Source organism: Allobosea sp. LjRoot237 (assembly GCF_964253285.1).
Taxonomy (GTDB): Bacteria; Pseudomonadota; Alphaproteobacteria; order Rhizobiales; family Beijerinckiaceae; genus Allobosea.
In genome coordinates this window covers 112,956-130,635 of sequence record NZ_CAXUQP020000002.1, presented here as the reverse complement: position 1 = coordinate 130,635, position 17,680 = coordinate 112,956, and the positions used below count along the sequence as shown (strand labels likewise).

Genomic DNA, 17,680 nt, shown 5'->3' with positions numbered 1-17,680 from the left:
TGAGATTCTCGGGTCTTCGCTTCGCTACGCCCGAGAATGACGACGGAAGACAGGAGCAACCGATGCCGGCCTTCCTCTTCAAGCGCTTCATCAACGCCGCCGGCGTCATGCTGGCGGTGGCGTTCCTCGCCTTCCTGACCTTCCGCTTCGTCGGCGACCCCGTCGAGCTGATGTTGAACGAACAGGCGAGCCAGGCGCAGCGCGACGAACTGCGCGTCCGGCTCGGGCTCGACAAGGGCTTCCTGCTGCAGTTCGCGACCTTCGTCGGTAACGCCGTGCGCGGTGATTTCGGCATCTCCTACCGCAATCAGCAGGAGGTGTTCACGCTGATCGCCGAGCGCTTCCCGGCGACCTTCGAGCTGGTGCTGGTCGCGACCTTCCTGTCGCTGGCGGTTGGGATTCCGCTGGGGGTCTACACCGCGATCAAGCGCGACAGCCTGCTCGCCAAGGCGCTGGAGTTCGTCTCGGTGCTCGGCGTCTCCCTGCCGAGCTTCGCACTCGGCATCCTGTTCATCCTGGTGTTCTCGGTGACGCTGCAATGGCTGCCGGCCTTCGGCCGCGGCGAAGTGGTCCAGCTCGGCTGGTGGAGCACCGGATTGCTCACCGCATCGGGCCGCAAGGCGCTGATCCTGCCCGGGATCACGCTCTCGCTGTTCCAGATCACGCTGGTGATGCGGCTGGTCCGCGCCGAGATGCTGGAGACGATGCGGACCGACTTCATCCGCTTCGCCAGGGCGCGGGGCCTGCCCTCGCGCGCCGTGCATTTCCGTCACGCGCTGCGCAACTGCCTGATGCCGGTGATTACGGTGACCGGCCTGCAGATCGGCAACCTGATCGCCTTCGCGCTGGTGACCGAGACGGTGTTCCAGTGGCCGGGCATGGGCATGTTGTTCGTCCAGGCCGTCACCTTCGTCGATATCCCGGTGATGGCGGCCTATCTGATCGTCGTCTCCTTCATCTTCGTCTCACTCAACACGCTGGTCGACCTGACCTATGCCTGGGTCGATCCGCGACTGCGCGAAGACGCGCTCTCGGGAGGCGCCAATGCCCGTTGAAGCCGCCGCCAAGCCCGGATATCTCCGCCGCTTCCTCGACAGCGATGTCGGCTGGAGTTTTCGGCGCACGCCGGCGGCCTGGCTCTCGGCGTTGGTGCTGGCGATCCTGATCCTGACGGCTTTGTTCTGCCCGCTGATCGCGCCGCAGAACCCGCATGACCTCGCCCAGATCTTCATCGACAAGGCCGAGATCCCGCCGATCTGGTCGCAGGACGGCGAATGGCCCTTCCTGCTCGGCACCGACCCGCAAGGGCGCGACGTGTTCTCCGCCATCCTCTACGGCACGCGGGTGTCACTGATCATCGGCTTTTCCGCCGTTATGGTCTCGATGGTGATCGGCGTCTCGATCGGCCTGGTCTCCGGCTTCTATGGCGGGCGGATCGACAACCTGCTGATGCGGCTCGGCGATACCGTGCTCTCGATCCCGACGCTGCTGATGGCGATCCTTGTCTCGGCGATCTTCCGCGAGTTGCTGCCTCCCGGCCTGCGCGATCCCTTCGCCGCGGCGGTGCTCGTCGTCTCGATCGCGCTGACCAACTGGGTGCAATACGCCCGCACGGTGCGCGCCTCGACCATGGTCGAACGACGCAAGGAGTATGTGCTGGCGGCGCGCATCATCAAGGTTCCCGCCAGCCGGATCATGCGCCGGCACATCCTGCCGAACACGCTGACCCCGGTGATGGTCGCGGCCACCCTCAATCTCGGCCTCGCCATCCTGTCGGAAGCGACGCTGTCCTTCCTCGGCGTCGGCATGCCGATCACCCAGCCCTCGCTCGGCACGCTGATCCGGATCGGCAACCAGTATCTGTTCTCCGGCTCCTGGTGGCTCGTCGTCTTTCCCTCGCTGCAGCTCGGCCTGATCGTGCTCTCGGTCAACCTGCTCGGCGACTGGCTGCGCGACGCGCTGAACCCGAAGCTGAGGTGATGGTGATGAGGCAAGCTGCCGAGGCGCCCGTCTTCCCTTCTCCCCTTGCGGGAGAAGGTGGCCCACAGGGCCGGATGAGGGGTCGCGCAGGTCCTGAAGCATTTGCCTTCGGTGCTGCACTGCCTGCGACCGGCGCCGTGCGACCCCTCACCCCAACCCTCTCCCGCAAGGGGAGAGGGGGCGGATCGCGCCCCGACCATGCCGACCGATAATAAGAGGATACGCCTGCGATGACCGCCTCCCTGCTGCTCCGCAATGTCCGTCCCTATGCCGGCAAGGCCGTCGACCTGCTGATCGAGAACGGCAAGATCACGCAGGTCGATACGAACCTCGTCGCGCCCGCCGGCGTCGCGGTCGAGAACGGGCGTGGCGAGATCGTCATCCCCGGTTTGGTCGAGGCCCATACCCATCTCGACAAGAGCCTGCTCGGCCTGCCCTGGTACACCAACGAGGTCGGCCCCAAGCTGCTCGACAAGATCGACAATGAGCGGGTCAACAAGAAGCGGCTCGACATCGATCCCGCGCGCCAGTCCGCCCGCCAGAGCATCCTCTCTTCGCTCAAGGGCACGACCCATATCCGCAGCCATGTCGATGTCGACACCGAGCACGGCATGTGGGGCGTCGAGGGCGTGATGAAGACTCGCGACGCCTATCGCGACATCGTCGACATCGAGCTCGTCGCCTTCCCGCAGTCGGGGCTGCTGCGCCGGCCGGGCACGCTCGAACTGATGGATCAGGCGATGAAGGCCGGCTGCGAGATCGTCGGCGGGCTCGATCCCTGCACGATCGACCGCGATCCGAAGGGCCATCTCGACGCCGTCTTCGGGCTCTGCCGGCGCTATGGCAAGCCGCTCGACATCCATCTGCACGAGCCGGGCGAGGTCGGCGCCTTCTCGCTCGACCTGATCATCGAGCGCACGCGCGCGCTCGGGATGACCGGCAAGGTCACGGTCAGCCACGCCTTCTGCCTGGGCACGCCCGACCCGGCGCTGATCGATCCGTTGATCGATCAGCTCGCCGAGCTCGACATCGCGATCATGACGACGGCGCCGGCGAGCCGCCCGGCGCCACCGGTGAAGAAGCTGCTGCAGGCCGGCGTGCGCGTTTGCTCCGGCTCCGACGGCATCCGCGACACCTGGAGCCCATACGGCAACGCCGACATGCTGGAACGGGCGATGTTCGTCGGCCTGCGCAACAATTTCCGCCGCGACGACGAGGTGAGGCTGGCGCTCGACGTCTGCACCACCGAAGGCGCCAAGGTGATGGAGATTGCAGGCTACGGGCTCGCTGTCGGCTGTGTCGCCGATCTCGTCTTGCTCCCGACCGAGTCGATCGCCGAGGCCGTCGCGACCCGCCCGGCGCAGCGCCGGGTGATCAAGCGCGGCAAGGTCGTCGCCCGCGACGGCGTCTCGATCAGGACCGCGCCGTGACCTTGCAAGCCACCAAACGGCCGGAAGGCCGTATCCTGCTGACGGCGCGCTGGCTCGTCGGCCACGCGCAAGGGCGCCATCGCCTCTATGAGAATGGCGAGATCGTCTTCGAGGATGGCGAGGTCGTCTTCACCGGCCATCGCTTCCCCGGCGACGTCGCCAGGCGGATCGATTATGGCAACGCCGTGATCGGGCCGGGCTTCGTCGATCTCGACGCGCTCTCCGATCTCGACACCACCATCCTCGCCTATGACAACCAGCCGGCCTGGAAGAAGGGCCGGGTCTGGCCACGCAGCTATCTCGAAGCCGGCCCCTACGAGATGTATTCGCGCGAGGAGCTTGCCTTCCAGAAGAAGCACGCCTTCGCCACGCTGATCCGCAACGGCATCACCACGGCGCTGCCGATCGCCTCGCTGTTCTACCGGGCCTGGGGCGAGACGGTCGAGGAGTTCGAGGATGCGGCCGAAGCGGCGGCTGCGCTCGGCCTACGGGCTTACCTCGGCCCCGGCTACCGCACTGGCAACCAGCTGGTCGAGGCCGATGGCCGCATCGTCACCCATTACGACGAGGCGCGCGGCCTCGCCGAGCTCGATGGCGCGATCGCGTTCTGCCGAGCGCATGAGGGTGCCGCCGACGGACTGATCCGCACCATGCTGGCGCCGGACCGGATCGAGACCTCGACTGCCGAGCTTCTGCGCCGCACGGCGGCGGCCGGGCGCGATCTCGATGTGCCGGTGCGGCTGCATTGCTGCCAGTCGAAGATCGAATACGACCTCGTCCTCGCCCAGCACGGCATGAGCCCGCCGGAATGGCTGGAGAGTCTCGGCTTCCTCAATGAGCGCTGCCTCTTGCCGCACGGCACGGTCGTCTCCGGCAGTCGCCTTGTCGAGCGTCCCGGCCGTGATCTCGAAATCATCCGCGATGCCGGCGCTGCGATCGTGCATTGCCCGCTGGTCTCCGGCCGGCACGGCAATGCGATCGACCATTTCGGCCGCTACCGCGCCATGGGCCTCAAGATTGGCATGGGCACCGACACCAGCCCGCCTGACATGATCATGAACCTGCAGGTCGGCATGATCCTCGCCCGCACCATGGCTGGCAGCGCGACCGCTGTCCGCTCCGAGGACTATTACGATGCCGCCACCGTAGGCGGGGCCGATGCGCTGGGCCGGCCCGATCTCGGCCGGCTCCAGCCCGGCGCGCGCGCCGACATCACCGTCTTCGCGCTCGACCGGCCCCATAGCGGCCAGGTGATCGACCCGATCCAGACCATGCTGCTCACCGGCCATGGCCGCGACGTCCAGGCGGTGATCATCGACGGCCGCTTCGTCATGGAGGACCACGTCATCCCCGGCATCGATGAGGCCGCCGACAATACCCGTGCGCAGAAGCAGTTCGAAGGCGTGATGGCGCGCTATCCGCAGCGCACCCATGGAAATCCCCCGATGAGCGAGATCTTCTCGTCGAGCTACGCGATCGAACGCAGGGAGGACGCCGCGTGAACGCCCAGCCAGCGCTGCTCTCGGTCCGCGACCTGCGCATCGTCTTCGACGGGCGACGCGGCCCGTTGACGGCGCTCGACGGCGTCTCCTTCGAGATCGCGCCGGGCGAGATTTTGGGCGTTGTCGGCGAATCCGGCGCCGGCAAGTCGCTGACCGGCACGGCGGTGATCGGACTGCTCGACCCGCCAGGGCGGCTGGCGGGCGGCGAGATCAAGCTGTCGGGCCAGCGCATCGACAACCTGCCGGCCGAGGCGATGCGCAAGCTGCGCGGCCGCCGGATCGGCGCGATCTTCCAGGACCCGCTGACCTCGCTGCACCCGCTGCTGACCGTCGGCGAGCAACTGATCGAGACGATCACGACGCATCTGCCGGTTGGCAAGGCCGAGGCGCGCAAGCGGGCGCTCGACCTGCTCAAGGAGGTCGGCATCCCCGCCGCCGAGACCAGGATCGACCATTATCCGCACCAGTTCTCCGGCGGCATGCGCCAGCGCGTCGTCATCGCGCTCGCGCTCTGCGCCGAGCCCGAGCTGATCATCGCCGACGAGCCGACGACGGCGCTCGACGTATCCATCCAGGCGCAGATCACCACCTTGCTGAAGCGCCTTTGTCGCGAGCACGGCACCGCGATCATGCTGGTCACCCACGACATGGGCGTGATCGCCGAGACCGCCGACCGCGTCGCGGTGATGTATGCCGGGCGCATCGTCGAGATCGGCCCGGTCGAGGAGGTGACGCGCCGGCCGCGCCATCCCTATACCGCCGGGCTAATGGCCTCGATCCCGAGCGTGCATCGCCGCAATGCCGAGCTCAACCAGATCGACGGCTCGATGCCGCGGCTGAATGCCATTCCCGCCGGTTGCGCCTTCAACCCGCGCTGCGGCTTCGCCACCGATTTCTGCCGCGAGCACAAGCCCGGCCTGCCGGTGTCCGGCCATGCCGCCGCCTGTCATTTCCCGCTGCGGGAGATGGCCCATGGCTGAGGCGAACACCATCCTCGAGGTCGCATCCGCCTCCTGCCGCTTCGACGTCTCGGCGCCCGCCCTGTCGCGGCTGTTCTCGCATGAGCCGCGCCGCATCCTGCGCGCGGTCGAGAACGTCTCATTCAATGTCCAACGCGGTACGACCTTCAGCATCGTCGGTGAATCCGGCTGCGGGAAGTCAACGCTGGCGCGCATGGTCGTCGGGCTGCAAAGACCCACGCAGGGCATGCTGGATTTCAAGGACATCAAGCGCGGCGACGGCTCGGTCGGGCCGCCGCGCGTACAGATGATCTTCCAGGACCCCTATGCCTCGCTCAATCCGCGCTGGCGCGTCGGCGACATCATCGCCGAGCCGATCCGCGAATTGAAGCTGCGCAAGGACGAGAACGAGACGGCCATCCGCGTCGGCGATCTCCTGGAGATCGTCGGCCTGTCGCGAGCGGATGCGAGCCGCTTCCCGCACGAATTCTCCGGCGGCCAGCGCCAGCGCATCTCGATCGCCCGCGCGCTGGCGACCGAGGCGGATTTCCTGGTCTGCGACGAGCCGACCTCGGCGCTCGACGTCTCCGTCCAGGCGCAGATCCTCAACCTGATGGTCCGGCTGCAGAAGGAATTCGGGCTGACCTATCTCTTCATCAGCCATAATCTCTCGGTGGTCCGGCATATGTCCGACCACCTCGCCATCATGTATCTCGGCCGCTTCGTCGAGAGCGGGCCGGCGGAAGAGGTCTTCGCCCGGCCGCGCCATCCCTATACGCGGCTGCTGCTCGACACGATCCCCGATGTCGAGAAGCCGAACCGGGAGCGCCGGCCGATGTCGGGCGAGGTGCCGAGCCCGATCGCGCCGCCGCCGGGCTGCGCCTTTCATCCGCGCTGCACCCAGGCGGTCGAGCGCTGCCGTAGCGAGGTGCCGGCGTTGCGCCGCGAAGGCGAGTTGGAAATCGCCTGCCACCTCGCTTGAGGCCGCTCCACGCAGGGTGGCCGCATGTCCTCTCCGCACGGGAGGAGCGGTGCATTCCTCGTTCAGTACCCCAGCGCGCAGCCGTCCTTGCGCGGGTCGGAGCCGCCGGTCAGCGTGCCCTTCTTCCAGTCGATCCAGATCGCCTGGGCGCCGCCCATCGGCGATTTCGGCGGCTGGACGTCGAAGCCGCGCGCCGCGAGCGCCGCACCGACGCTGTCTCGCAGGCGGCTTTCAGTCTCGACTGTGTTCGTGCCGGGCAGCGGGAACAGGCGCGGCAGGTCGATCGCCTCCTGCAGGTCGAGGTCGTGGTCGAACAGCTTGGCGAGGAAATGGGCGTGGCCCATCGCCTGGTAGTGCCCGCCCATGACGCCGAAGGGCATGACGACACGGCCATTCTCGGCAAGCATGCCTGGGATGATCGTGTGCATCGGCCGCTTGCGCGGGGCGATCGCGTTCGGGTGGCCCTGCTTCAGCACGAAGCTCTGGCCGCGATTGTGGAAGAGCACGCCGGATTTCTTCATCATCAACCCGCTGCCATAGGGCGAGAAGATCGAGTTGATGAAGGAGATCGCGTTGCGGTCCTTGTCGACGACGCTGATGTAGACCGTGTCCTTGTGCTCGGCGCCGCCGGGGATGACCGGCAGCGGATCGAGTGCGCGCTGCGGATCGATCATCCCGGCGAGCTCGTCGGCGAGCTCATTCGACAGTAGATGTTCGACCGGCACCTCGGCCTTGGCGGGGTCGGCGAGGAAGCGATTGCGCGCGGCATAGGCGAGGCGGGTCGCCTCCAGCTCGATATGCAGGTTCTCGATCGCGAGCGGGCCGCCCTTGGGCTGGAAGCGCTCGAGTATCTTCATGATCAGCAGCGCGATGACGCCCTGGCCGTTGGGCGGGCACTCATAGACCGTGCGGCCGCGGAAGCTGGCGCTGATCGGCGTGACGTATTCGCCCTCGGCGGCAGCGAAGTCGTCAGCCGTGTGCAGGCCGCCTGCGGCCTGGAGATAGTCGACCATCTCCCTGGCGATCTCGCCGCGATAGAAGGCGTCGCGGCCTTCGCGGCCGATCGCTTCGAGCGTGTCGGCCAGGGCCGGCTGGCGCTGGACGGTGCCGGCCGGCGGGGCCTTGCCATCGACCAGGAAGGTCGCGGCCGCGTTGGCGTCCTGGATCAGCAGATCGCGCTGGGCGGCGAGGTCGTAGGCGACGCGCGGCGTCAGCGCATAACCGTCGCGGGCATAGGCGATCGCTGGCGCGAAGATCTCCGCGAGCGGCAGGCGGCCATGGTCCTTGTTGAGCCGGGTCCAGGCATCGATCGCGCCCGGCACGGTGACGGCATGCGGCGAATGCCGTTCCAGCGTGGTGATGCCGGCCTTCTCGTACCAACCCAGCGTCGCAGCGGCGGGCGTGCGGCCCGAGCCGTTATAGGCGATGACATCGGTCGAGCCGCCGCGCGAATAGAGCACGAAGCAGTCGCCGCCGATGCCGGTCGAGCCGGCCTCGACGACGCATTGCACGGCGCAGGCGGCAATGGCGGCGTCGATCGCATTGCCGCCGGCCTTCATGATGTCGAGCGCGGCGAGCGTCGAGGCAGGATGCGAGGTCGCCGCCATCGCATTGCGGCTGATGGCGAGAGAGCGACCGGGAAGCTCGAGATCACGCATGGAAGAGGCTTTCGTGGAAACTTAGCCGGCGTTCGTCGCCGGCCATTGGGGCAGGGAACGAAGGGCGTTCAGCCCTTGCGGAGATTGGTGAAGACCGGGACGCCGTTCAGCATTCCGGTGAGGTTCTTGCGGTAGGCGACCGGCTGCAGGTACTGGCCGGCCGGAACATAGGGCACGTCCTGCATCGCCTGCAGCTCGATCTCGCGGGCGATCGCCTTTTGCTGTGTTGGATCGGCGGCCCCAAGCCAGCGGGCGCGCAAGGCTTCGATCTGCGGACTGTCGGGCCAGCCCGGGCTGCCCTTGGCGCCGTTACCACGCAAGGGCGAGCTGGTCGCCGGCGAGCCGAGATCGAGCCCGGACCAGTAGGTGATGTAGCAGCTCCAGCCGCCCTGCTCGACCGGGCTGCGATTGCCGATGCGCTGCAGCACCGTGCCCCAGTCGGCAGCGACGAAGTCGACATTGACGCCGATCTTATTCAGCGCATCGGCCGCGACATCGCAGACCAAGGCGATGCGCGGCACATCCTGCGCTGCGAGGAACACCGCTCGCTCGCCCTTGTAGCCTGCGGCGACGAGCTCCTGCTTGAGCTTGCCGAAATCCTTCGGTCCCTTCAGAGCCGGGGCGGCGACATCCGAAGCCATGGGCGAGTTGTTCGGGAAGAAGCCGATGCTGCCGCGCTCGACCTGCGGATCGCCGCCGCAGACCGCGTTCATGCAGTCCTCCTGGTCGATCGCCTTGAGGATGACGCGGCGGATCGCCGGGTTGTTGAAGGGCGGCTGCAGATGGTTCAGCCTGAGCTGCCCGGCCATGCCGGTCCGGTCCCTGACCTCGACCACGATGTTCGGATCCTTGCGCAGCAACGGCAGAAGATCGATGATCGGCTGCTCGACCCAGTCCACCGCCCCGGTCTGCAGCGCCGAGACCGCGGTTGCGGCATCGGGCATGACGTTGAATTCGATGCGGTCGAGATAGGGCGTGCGCGGGCCGGCGGTGAAGCTCGGCGTGCCGCTGGAACGTGGGACGTAAGCCTCGTGCCGGGCATAGACATGGCGGGCGCCGGCGATGCGCTCGGCGGTGAGATAGCGATAGGGGCCGCTGCCGACCGCCTCGGGGATCTGTTTGAACGGGTCGGTCTGTGCGAGGCGCTCGGGCATGATCGCGGCGACCAGTGCGCTCGGGCGGGCGAGCGCGGTCGGCAGATGCGGGAACGGTGTCTTCAGCCGGAAGACGATGGTGCGATCGTCCGGCGCCGAGAGCTCGTCGGTCGCGGCCATCAGCGCCTGGCCGAAGGTGTCGCGCACGCCCCAGCGCTTGATCGAGGCGACGGCGTCGCGCGCCAGCACCTTGCTGCCGTCATGGAAGACGAGACCGGGCCGGAGCGTCAGCGTCCAGCGCTTGCCGTCATCCTCGACGACATGGCCTTCGACCATTTGCGGCTGCGGCTGGAACTGGTCGTCGAGCCCGTAGAGCGTGTCCCAGACGAGCAGCGCATGGGTGCGCGTCGAGTAGCCGTTGGTCCAGATCGGATCAATGATCGCGACGTCGGAATAAGGCACGAAGCGCAGGGTCTTGGCATCCTGCGCGCTGGCGAGATGCGGTGCTGCCGGCAGGAAGGCCGTCGCGGCCGAAGCTTTCAGGAATTGGCGTCGATCCATTGTGATTCCCCTCGTTCTTTTAAGGCTGATCCTCGGGCGTCCTCGGGATCGCGGGCTTCTGGCGAGCCGCTGCGTCGTTTGGTTCAGATCTGCGTGCTGGCCGGCAAGGTCGATGGAGCTCCGGTTGCCTGGCCGCGGCTGCGCAGGAACTCGGCGAGGCGGGGCGCCGTGCGCAGGACATGGTCGCGCATCACCGCCTCGGCATGCTCGGCGTCACCGGTTCTGATTGCCTCGACGACCTCGTCCTGGCGCTCGGTGGCGTGGGCGGGCTGGGCGACGTGGTGGAGCCAGACGCGCATGTACGGCTCGACGGCGATGTGCAGCGCCGCGATCTGGGAGATCAGCTTCGGCCGTCCGCTCAGGCCGCAAATATAGGCGTGGAAGGCCTGGTGCTTGCTGAGCCAGTCGGCGCCGCCGGCCGCGCCGGCGCGGTGCATGCGGACGACATGGTCGTCGAGCTCGGCCAGCGCCGCGGCGTCGAAGCGCGGCATGGCGAGGCGGACCGCCAGCCCTTCGAGCACTGAGCGAATCTCGAAGAGCTCGTAGATCTCCTCGATGGTCAGGCCCGAGACGACGCAGCCGCGATTAGGACGGATGACGACGAGCCCCTCATTGGCGAGGCGCTGAAAGGCCTCGCGCACCGGCATGCGGCTCATGGCGAGCTCGCGCGCGATCGTCTCCGGAATCAGCCGCTCGCTGGGCTGGTAGCGGCCGCTGCGGATGTCCTGCAGGATGGCGCGGTAGGCCTCGTCCTGCGCCGTGGCGGCCATCCCTTTCGAGGCGAAGCTCATCCCGTTCCCCTGCGCGCCGCCGATGCCCGGTTAGCAGCTTTGTATGAGTGTATCCACTATTACAAAGCCAGAAGTCCGCCGTGCGCAAGGGTTTCCTTGCGCCGGCGGAGGGCGATTGCGTCGAGATGTCAGAGCGCCGCGGCGTAGAATTCGAGATAGCGGCGGGTGACCTCGTTCCAGGAATAGGGTGCGAGGTCAGACAGGCGCGGACGGGTGTTGCCGGGGAAGCGGACGAGATCGGCATGGGCCTGCTCGATTGCCGCCGCCGCTTCCTCCGGATCGGCGAAGTCCACCGTCCGGACCACGGGAAACTTGCTGGCTAGGCCTGCGAAGGCGGCGTTTGGCTGGACGACCGGCACGAGGCCGGCGCTCATCGCCTCGACCAGTGCGAGGCCGAAGCCCTCGAATTCGGAGGCCGAGACGAAGAGCGAGGCGCGGCTCATCACCTGCCTCGCCGCAGCATCGCCCAGCCCGAGATGGAGCGTCACGTTCTGCTCCATGCCGGCGGCGGCGATCGCGGCGCGCAGCGCTTCTTCGGTCCAGTCGGAGGTGACGCCTAGCATGTCGAGATGCCAGCCCGGCTCGCGCCGCGCCAGCACAGCCATCATCGCGATCAGCCGGTCCGGCCGCTTGTTCTTCGAGAAGCGCCCGATGCTGACGAGGCGGCGCTGCGGCTCCAGGCTGGAGGCGCCGGCGAACTTGTCGAGGTCGACGCCGTTCTCGATCACCCGGACCTTGCCGGGCGCAAGCCGCTCGAACATGCGGGCATCGTTGCTGCTGCAGCCGGCGATGCCGCGATAGGCCTGGGCCGAGAGCCGGGTCGGGCCGTTGAACCAGAGCTTCTTCAGGCTGGCGAAGTCGCCGGTGTGGAAGAATCCGCCATGGGTGGTGGCGACGAGCGGCTTGCGATGCAGCAGCCAGCCGAGGGCGAGCGCATCGAAGAAGAAGTCGACCGCATGGACATGGACGAGATCGGCTTCGCGCAGATGGGCGAAGACCTCAGGCGCGAGCGGATAGCGCGTCGAGCCGCGGAAGGGAATGCGGGTGACCGTGATGCCGTCGATGACCTCGCTTGCCGGCAGGACGAGATCCGGCTGCGAGAACAGGCGATCGAGTGTCACCACGGACGGTTGCAGTCCGACCGCCAGCTGCGCCCGGCAGAGATTGGCGACGACATCCTCGAGCCCGCCGCGATTGGGCAGGAACTGGCGCACGACATGGACGATGCGGGTACCCGCCGGCACTGCGGGCGCGGAGCGGTGGGAGAAGGGAGCAGTCACGGTTTGGCCTCCGGACCGCAAATAGCACTGGGCTTCTTCGCCTTGAAGCGCTGAGTCAGCAGCTTCATCTGCGGGCGCTCGCCGGCCGGGGTCGGCTCGAGGTTGAAAATATAGTCCGCGGGCCACCAGGCCCCGGCGCCCCAGGCGGTCCAGCCCAGCCATTGCTGTGGGTTGGCGTCGAGCTTCGTCACTATCTGCCTGAGGGTGGTGAGGCATTCGGACCGGTTCGAGGCGGCGAACTCGCCGAGGAAGCCGCGGCGACCATGCGCCTTGAGCCAGGTCGTGACGTCGTCGATCCCCTTCAGCGCGCCGGCGGCGGCCGAGCATTCCGGGGCGCGACCGGAATAGTCGGCGTCGAGATATTGATGGAAGTCGTAGGCGTAGCGGTCGAGCGGGTCGACGACGCCGAGCAGATCGCGGCCATTGTTGCCGACGGGCAGATCGGAGGTCCAGCTATGGGCGCCGCCGAAGGCCGTGCCGGTGACCAGCAGGAGCTGCTTGGCGCCCGCCTTGCGGATCGCGGCGATGGCGGTGTTCTGGATCTTCGCCCAATCCGCGCTGTTGATGTCGTAGGGCTCGTTCATCAGCGAGAAGACGAGCTTGGGGCGGTCGCGATAATGCTGCGCGAGCTTGCCCCAGACATCGGCGAGCGCTGCGGCCGGGAGCTCGGCCGAGCCGAGCTGCTTCTTGGCGTAGTAGCCGTAATTGTGCAGGTCGATGATGGCGACGAGTCCAGCCTCCTCGATCCGGCGGACCGTCTGGTCGAGATAGGCGAGCTCCATGATGTCGAGCGAGCCGTTAAGCTGAGGCTGGAGGCGCTCCCAGCGGAAGGGCAGGCGGATGGCGCTCATGCCGAGTTTGCCGAGCCGCTGGATCGCCGCTTCGCTGGGATAGGTGTAGTCGGTGTCGACCTTGCCCGGCAGATCGCCGAACTCGGCGCCCGAGAGGTTGACGCCACGCAGGCAGATCTCGGCTTGCGCAGGCAGTGCGGCGATCAGCGCCAAAGCTAGAACGGCTGATCTCACGGCGCGACGATCCTGAGCAGCGCATCGAGCAGGCGTCGCCCGGCGGCGAGATGCGTGAAGTTGTGGTCGGCGTCCGGGATCATTGTCAGCGACGCGTTGGGATAGGCGGCGAGGCCCTTGCCGGCCTCGCCGAAATAGGTCTGGAGCTCGGCCAGGCCGACATCGCCATCGGCATAGAGCAGCGACAGTGCGACCTTGCGCTCGGCCAGCACCGCGAAATGACGATGGCATTGATGATGGAGCCGGCCATGCTTGGTCAATCGGCCGAGCAAGGGCGCGAGCTTGACCGAAAGCCGCTTGCGATAGCGGTAGATGAGATAGCGCCCGGCCGGACCGACGCGGAGCTTGCCGGTGAGCAGGCGGCGCAAACCGTCCTTGCGGGCCAGCGTCGCGCCGAGATCGCCGGCGCTGCGATGGGCATAGCGGATCGCATCCTCGACGCTTTCGTCGGGGTCCCAGACGAAGCGCTCATTGTTGACGATGACGAGGCGGCGGATGCGCGCGTCGACGACAGCGGCATGGAAGGCGGCATAGGCGCCGCTGCAGCGGCCGATCAGGACCGGGGCGTCGAAGCCGCGCGCCTGCATGGCGTCGATGGCGAGGCGGACATCGTCGATCTGCGCCTGCGAATAGAGGATCTCCGCCGGCCCGCCGGCAGCCGTTCCGCTGTCGCCGACGCTGCTGGCGTCGAAGCGCAGCGAGGCGATGCCACGCTGGGCGAAGGCGCGGGCCTGGTTCACGCTGACCCGGGCCCAGCCGATATGATAGTCGCGGCCGGCATTGACGAAGACGATGGGCTCGCGCGCTGCCGGTCCGAGCGGCTCGCAGAGCACGCCGAAAAGGCGCCCATCCGGGCCGAAGCGGATCGGCCGCTCGATGAAGCCGTCGCCAAGCACGCCTTCCGCCGGGCCGGGTAGCTGGGGCGCCTTGATGCCAGCGGGCGCAGCGAGAGTCGCCTTGGCTCGTTCCGCGATCCAGTCGACGATACCAGCGATCGTCGCTTTGGGCGGGCGGGCCGCGGTCGGGTCGGTGGTCAGCGTCTCGTAGCCTTCATAGACACGCTGCGTCACGACGGCGCCGAGGCCAGCGAGCGTCTCGGCCAGGGCCGCGTCGCCGCCATGGCCGGACCGCGAGAGCAGCAGGACTTGTTCGGACGGCGCCTGCTGGAGCGCGGTTGTTCCAAGCGTAGCGATCGCTGGCAGTCGGCCGGGCGCGATGCGCAGGCCGGCCACGGCGCAGCGGGTGTCGTCGTCCGGGTCCGTGCCGATGCCGATCCGATCCGAGACGATGCGCGTCCAGGCCGCAAGCTCGCGCAGATAGCGCTTGCCGTTGCCGACTGGCGCCATGAGGACGGTTGCCGCGATCGGCGCGAGGTCTTCGGCGAGCTTGAGCGCCAGCGTTCCGCCGAGTCCCTGGCCGAGCAGGACGAGGCGCTCGCAGCCGCTGGCGCGGCGCAGCAACTCTGCGGCGGCGCGAACCGTCTCGAACCAGTCGTCCAGCCCTTGCGGATCGGCGGCTTCCTGGGCGTCGCCCTGTCCGGGATAGTCGAAGCGCAGGCAGGCGATGTCCTTGTCCGAGAGCGCCTGTGCCAGGCTGCGCCAGGTCGCGCGCAGGCAGAGTTCCTCATAGCCGACGGCGCCGAGCATCAGCACCGCGACCGGAGCGTTGCCGGGATGGAAGACGCCCATGCTGCGGCCGAAGGTCACCGGCGTGCCGAAGAGCGAGGGCGCCGTCGCAGAGACCTCGCCGGCCGGGTCGATACGGTAGGCTGCGGCTACCGTCATCGGCCAGCTCCCTCAGTGGCACGGCCGGTCGGTAGCGGGGCTGCCTTTTCCGCCGGCGTGCCGCCGAACAGGAAGGGCCGGATGAAGGCGGTCGCCATGTTGTCGATCCGCCATTTCTGCTTGATCCAGTACCAGGCGGCGAGGCTCGAGGCGGTGCTGAAGATCAGCCCGGCGATGGCGATGCCCATCAGCCCGCCGATACGCGCCAGCCCGTAGAGCAGGCCGAGATAGAGGACGAACATGATTGCCCGCGCGATCAGGAAGAAACGTTCGCCGCCGCCGATCATCAGCAGCCAGGAGCCGGGACCGAAGAAGGCGAGCGAGACCGAGAGCACGCAGAGCGCGGTCAGCACGTCCTCATGCTTGACGAATTCCGGGTTGAACACATGCAGGATGAAGGGCGCGACGACGGCGAGCGCCAGCGCACCCAGGAGCGAGATGCAGAAGCTCGCGAAGGACAGCCGCCCGATCAGCAGCTGCGCGCCGGCTGTGTCGGATTTCTGGAAGCGGGCGGCGATCATCGGGATGCCGACCGTGTCGATCGCCGCCAGAGGCAGCAAGAGCAGCATCGAGATCCGCAACGCGACGAAATAGAAGCCGGCTTCGTTAAGGCCGAGCAACGCGCCGATCAGGATCGTCTCAAGATAGGCGGAGGCCGAGTTCAGCACGTTGTTGGCGATGAAATAGCCGCTTTCCCGGCGCCACTCGCCATGGGTCTCCGCCGGCACCCGGTCGCGCGCCTTGAGCCAACCCACCCCCTCGTCCTGGAGGAAGCAGACGCTCTGGTAGAGCGTGGTCGCGGCGAGCAGGCCGGTGACGATCGCCATCGCCCCCGCGCCACCGGTCAGGACGCCGCCGAGGCCGGCTGCTCCGATGCACAGGATCGAGGTGCCGCGCCAGACGATCTCGCGCGGCACGAGCGACATGTTGATGCGACCGTGGATGCGGAAATAGTTCTGGAGGTATTCGCTGAGAGCGAAGATCGCGGCGAAGACGAAGGCGAGCCAGAGATAATGATAGGTCGGCGGCAGCCGCTCGGTGAAGAGCCAGAGCGGCAGGGCCGCAGCCAGCAGCACGAAACAGCCGAGCGCGAGCCAGCGGGCGTTGACGCCGAGAAGCGCCTGGTTGAGGGGGTGGCCGCTCGCCTCGGTCCGGCGGTAATGCTTGACCACGAGGATCTGCTGGCCGAGCACGGCGATCAGCCCGAGCGCGCTGCCGATCGAGAACAGGAAGACATAGAGCCCGTATTCCTGCGTCGGCAGGAAATGGCTCGCAACGAGCAGCACGAAGAAGCTCAGCAGCGTACTGCTGAAGCGCGACGAGAAGGCGGGCAGGAAGCGGCCCGCTCCGGTCCATGCCAGCTCCAGCAGCACCTTCACGGCCGAGCCTCCCGCGGTTGCAGGAGGGCATCTTCGGCCGGCTTGCCGACGAGGCTGTCGAAGACGGCGCCATAGGCGGCCGCAATGCGGTCTGGCGTATAGCGGGCCGCCGCGGCAAGCGCGCCGGCCGATTGCGTGGCCACGAGCTTGCGGTCGCGGGCAAAGGCCATGATCGCCTCTGCCAGCGCCGCATCGTCGCCCGGCTCGAACAGGGCGCCATTGACACCGGGCTGGATCGTCTCGGGGATGCCACCGGACCTGGCGCCGATCACCGGGACGCCATGGGCGAAGGCCTCGATCACCACCCGGCCGAAGGGCTCGCGGAACAGCGAGGGGGCGGCCAGGACATCGACCTGCGGCAGGAACTCGTCCGGCTTCGTCCAGCCGAGGAAGCGGGTGTTATGGGTCGGGAAGCGTCCGGGCAGCGCCCTGGCGTAATCGCTCTGGCCACTACCGGCGATCAGGAACTCGACCGCCTCGCCTGCAAGCCGATGAGCGGCGGCGGCCAGCGTGTCGAGGCCCTTGACCGGATCGTGGACGCCGATGAAGCCGACGCGCAGCGGGCGATCAATGGGCGGCGCGGTGCGGGGTAGGGCGCCGGGCACAGGCGCGATCGCGCCGGGGATCGGATGCATGGTCGCATGCGGGAAATAGCCGTGCTCGATATGGCGGCCGATGATGAAATCGGTCTCGCCGATGACGGCGTCGACGAAGCGCGAATTCACTTTCTTGCCATACGAAGTCGCTTGGCAGGACACACAGGCGCGGCCGCAATTGTCGCCGCCACGCCACATGCTGCCCTTCCAGCAGAGCAAGAAGGTGCTGCGCAGGATATGTGCCACCGGCACGCCGCAACTCTTCGCCGCAGCCCAGGTCGCGACATTGATGTTCTCGATCGAGTCGGTCAGCACGATGTCTGGGCGCAGGCGCCTGATCTCGCGGCGCATGACCAGGAAGGCGCGCGGGTTGAAGTTCTCAAGCGCATGCCAGATCGCCTTCTTCCAGGCCGGGCGCGGCACCCGGTAGTTCCAGTCGATGTTGAGCGAGCGCAGACGATGCACTGGCACTCCGTCATAGATCTCGTGCCGGTCCTCGCCGGCGACATTCACCACGGTCAGATCATGGCCGGCGGCACGCAGCAGCCTGGCGACAATCATCGCCGAGATCGGCCCGCCACCGTCGATGAAGGGCGGGAAAGCTGCACAGGCCATCAGGATACGCATGCGGTCTGGACCTGTCCTCGTCACGGCGCGTT

General features: G+C 67.6%; 14 protein-coding genes. 6 read left to right on the top strand and 8 right to left on the bottom strand.

Annotated elements, in window-relative coordinates; translation table 11 throughout:
- Positions 1-62 precede the first annotated feature (62 nt).
- From ACSQ24_RS28170 to ACSQ24_RS28145, 6 genes are all read left to right on the top strand, one after another.
- Positions 63-1,055 carry an ABC transporter permease gene (locus tag ACSQ24_RS28170; protein WP_436098091.1) on the top strand — a complete coding sequence of 331 codons (993 nt, stop codon included), beginning with the start codon at positions 63-65 and terminating at the stop codon, positions 1,053-1,055.
- Positions 1,045-1,980, top strand: a complete 936-nt coding sequence (locus tag ACSQ24_RS28165; RefSeq protein ID WP_436098090.1) for an ABC transporter permease — start codon at positions 1,045-1,047, stop codon at positions 1,978-1,980. Before ACSQ24_RS28170 ends, ACSQ24_RS28165 begins: the two co-directional genes overlap by 11 nt.
- Positions 1,981-2,210: 230 nt before the next feature.
- Positions 2,211-3,410 (top strand): amidohydrolase family protein, encoded by a 1,200-nt coding sequence (locus ACSQ24_RS28160; RefSeq protein ID WP_436098089.1) that lies wholly within the window; start codon positions 2,211-2,213, stop codon positions 3,408-3,410.
- Positions 3,407-4,912 carry an amidohydrolase family protein gene (locus ACSQ24_RS28155; protein WP_436098088.1) on the top strand — a complete coding sequence of 502 codons (1,506 nt, stop codon included), beginning with the start codon at positions 3,407-3,409 and terminating at the stop codon, positions 4,910-4,912. The genes ACSQ24_RS28160 and ACSQ24_RS28155 overlap by 4 nt, the downstream gene beginning before the upstream one ends.
- The gene (locus ACSQ24_RS28150; RefSeq protein WP_436098087.1) at positions 4,909-5,892 is read left to right on the top strand and encodes an ABC transporter ATP-binding protein; all 984 of its coding nucleotides are present in this window, start codon (positions 4,909-4,911) and stop codon (positions 5,890-5,892) included. Before ACSQ24_RS28155 ends, ACSQ24_RS28150 begins: the two co-directional genes overlap by 4 nt.
- Complete coding sequence (locus ACSQ24_RS28145; protein WP_436098086.1) at positions 5,885-6,853, top strand: ABC transporter ATP-binding protein; 969 nt, start codon at positions 5,885-5,887, stop codon at positions 6,851-6,853. Before ACSQ24_RS28150 ends, ACSQ24_RS28145 begins: the two co-directional genes overlap by 8 nt.
- Positions 6,854-6,915: 62 nt before the next feature.
- Here ACSQ24_RS28145 and ggt read toward each other — a convergent pair whose 3' ends face one another.
- The 8 genes from ggt to ACSQ24_RS28105 all read right to left on the bottom strand — a co-directional run bounded on the left by ggt (position 6,916) and on the right by ACSQ24_RS28105 (position 17,648).
- Positions 6,916-8,511: a gamma-glutamyltransferase gene (gene ggt, locus ACSQ24_RS28140; protein ID WP_436098085.1), complete on the bottom strand. Its 1,596-nt coding sequence runs from the start codon at positions 8,509-8,511 to the stop codon at positions 6,916-6,918.
- Positions 8,512-8,579: 68 nt separating this feature from the next.
- Complete coding sequence (locus ACSQ24_RS28135) at positions 8,580-10,166, bottom strand: ABC transporter substrate-binding protein (RefSeq protein ID WP_436098084.1); 1,587 nt, start codon at positions 10,164-10,166, stop codon at positions 8,580-8,582.
- Positions 10,167-10,249: 83 nt separating this feature from the next.
- The gene (locus tag ACSQ24_RS28130; RefSeq protein ID WP_436098083.1) at positions 10,250-10,957 is read right to left on the bottom strand and encodes a GntR family transcriptional regulator; all 708 of its coding nucleotides are present in this window, start codon (positions 10,955-10,957) and stop codon (positions 10,250-10,252) included.
- Positions 10,958-11,085: 128 nt separating this feature from the next.
- Positions 11,086-12,237, bottom strand: a complete 1,152-nt coding sequence (locus ACSQ24_RS28125; RefSeq protein ID WP_436098082.1) for a glycosyltransferase family 4 protein — start codon at positions 12,235-12,237, stop codon at positions 11,086-11,088.
- Positions 12,234-13,262 (bottom strand): glycoside hydrolase family 5 protein, encoded by a 1,029-nt coding sequence (locus tag ACSQ24_RS28120; RefSeq protein WP_436098081.1) that lies wholly within the window; start codon positions 13,260-13,262, stop codon positions 12,234-12,236. The genes ACSQ24_RS28125 and ACSQ24_RS28120 overlap by 4 nt, the downstream gene beginning before the upstream one ends.
- The gene (locus ACSQ24_RS28115; RefSeq protein ID WP_436098080.1) at positions 13,259-15,046 is read right to left on the bottom strand and encodes an alpha/beta fold hydrolase; all 1,788 of its coding nucleotides are present in this window, start codon (positions 15,044-15,046) and stop codon (positions 13,259-13,261) included. The genes ACSQ24_RS28120 and ACSQ24_RS28115 overlap by 4 nt, the downstream gene beginning before the upstream one ends.
- Positions 15,043-16,425 carry a lipopolysaccharide biosynthesis protein gene (locus ACSQ24_RS28110; protein ID WP_436098079.1) on the bottom strand — a complete coding sequence of 461 codons (1,383 nt, stop codon included), beginning with the start codon at positions 16,423-16,425 and terminating at the stop codon, positions 15,043-15,045. Before ACSQ24_RS28110 ends, ACSQ24_RS28115 begins: the two co-directional genes overlap by 4 nt.
- The gene (locus ACSQ24_RS28105; RefSeq protein ID WP_436098078.1) at positions 16,422-17,648 is read right to left on the bottom strand and encodes a glycosyltransferase family 4 protein; all 1,227 of its coding nucleotides are present in this window, start codon (positions 17,646-17,648) and stop codon (positions 16,422-16,424) included. The genes ACSQ24_RS28110 and ACSQ24_RS28105 overlap by 4 nt, the downstream gene beginning before the upstream one ends.
- Between the last annotated feature and the right edge of the window lie 32 nt (positions 17,649-17,680).

Excerpts from the sequence above, each read along its gene's own strand:
- ACSQ24_RS28130 (WP_436098083.1), bottom strand. The coding sequence starts at position 10,957 with ATGAGCTTCGCCTCGAAAGGGATGGCCGCCACGGCGCAGGACGAGGCC.
- ACSQ24_RS28135 (WP_436098084.1), bottom strand. The coding sequence starts at position 10,166 with ATGGATCGACGCCAATTCCTGAAAGCTTCGGCCGCGACGGCCTTCCTG.
- ACSQ24_RS28145 (WP_436098086.1), top strand. The coding sequence starts at position 5,885 with ATGGCTGAGGCGAACACCATCCTCGAGGTCGCATCCGCCTCCTGCCGC.
- ACSQ24_RS28165 (WP_436098090.1), top strand. The coding sequence starts at position 1,045 with ATGCCCGTTGAAGCCGCCGCCAAGCCCGGATATCTCCGCCGCTTCCTC.
- ggt (WP_436098085.1), bottom strand. The coding sequence starts at position 8,511 with ATGCGTGATCTCGAGCTTCCCGGTCGCTCTCTCGCCATCAGCCGCAAT.
- ACSQ24_RS28170 (WP_436098091.1), top strand. The coding sequence starts at position 63 with ATGCCGGCCTTCCTCTTCAAGCGCTTCATCAACGCCGCCGGCGTCATG.
- ACSQ24_RS28115 (WP_436098080.1), bottom strand. The coding sequence starts at position 15,046 with ATGACGGTAGCCGCAGCCTACCGTATCGACCCGGCCGGCGAGGTCTCT.
- ACSQ24_RS28105 (WP_436098078.1), bottom strand. The coding sequence starts at position 17,648 with ATGCGTATCCTGATGGCCTGTGCAGCTTTCCCGCCCTTCATCGACGGT.
- ACSQ24_RS28160 (WP_436098089.1), top strand. The coding sequence starts at position 2,211 with ATGACCGCCTCCCTGCTGCTCCGCAATGTCCGTCCCTATGCCGGCAAG.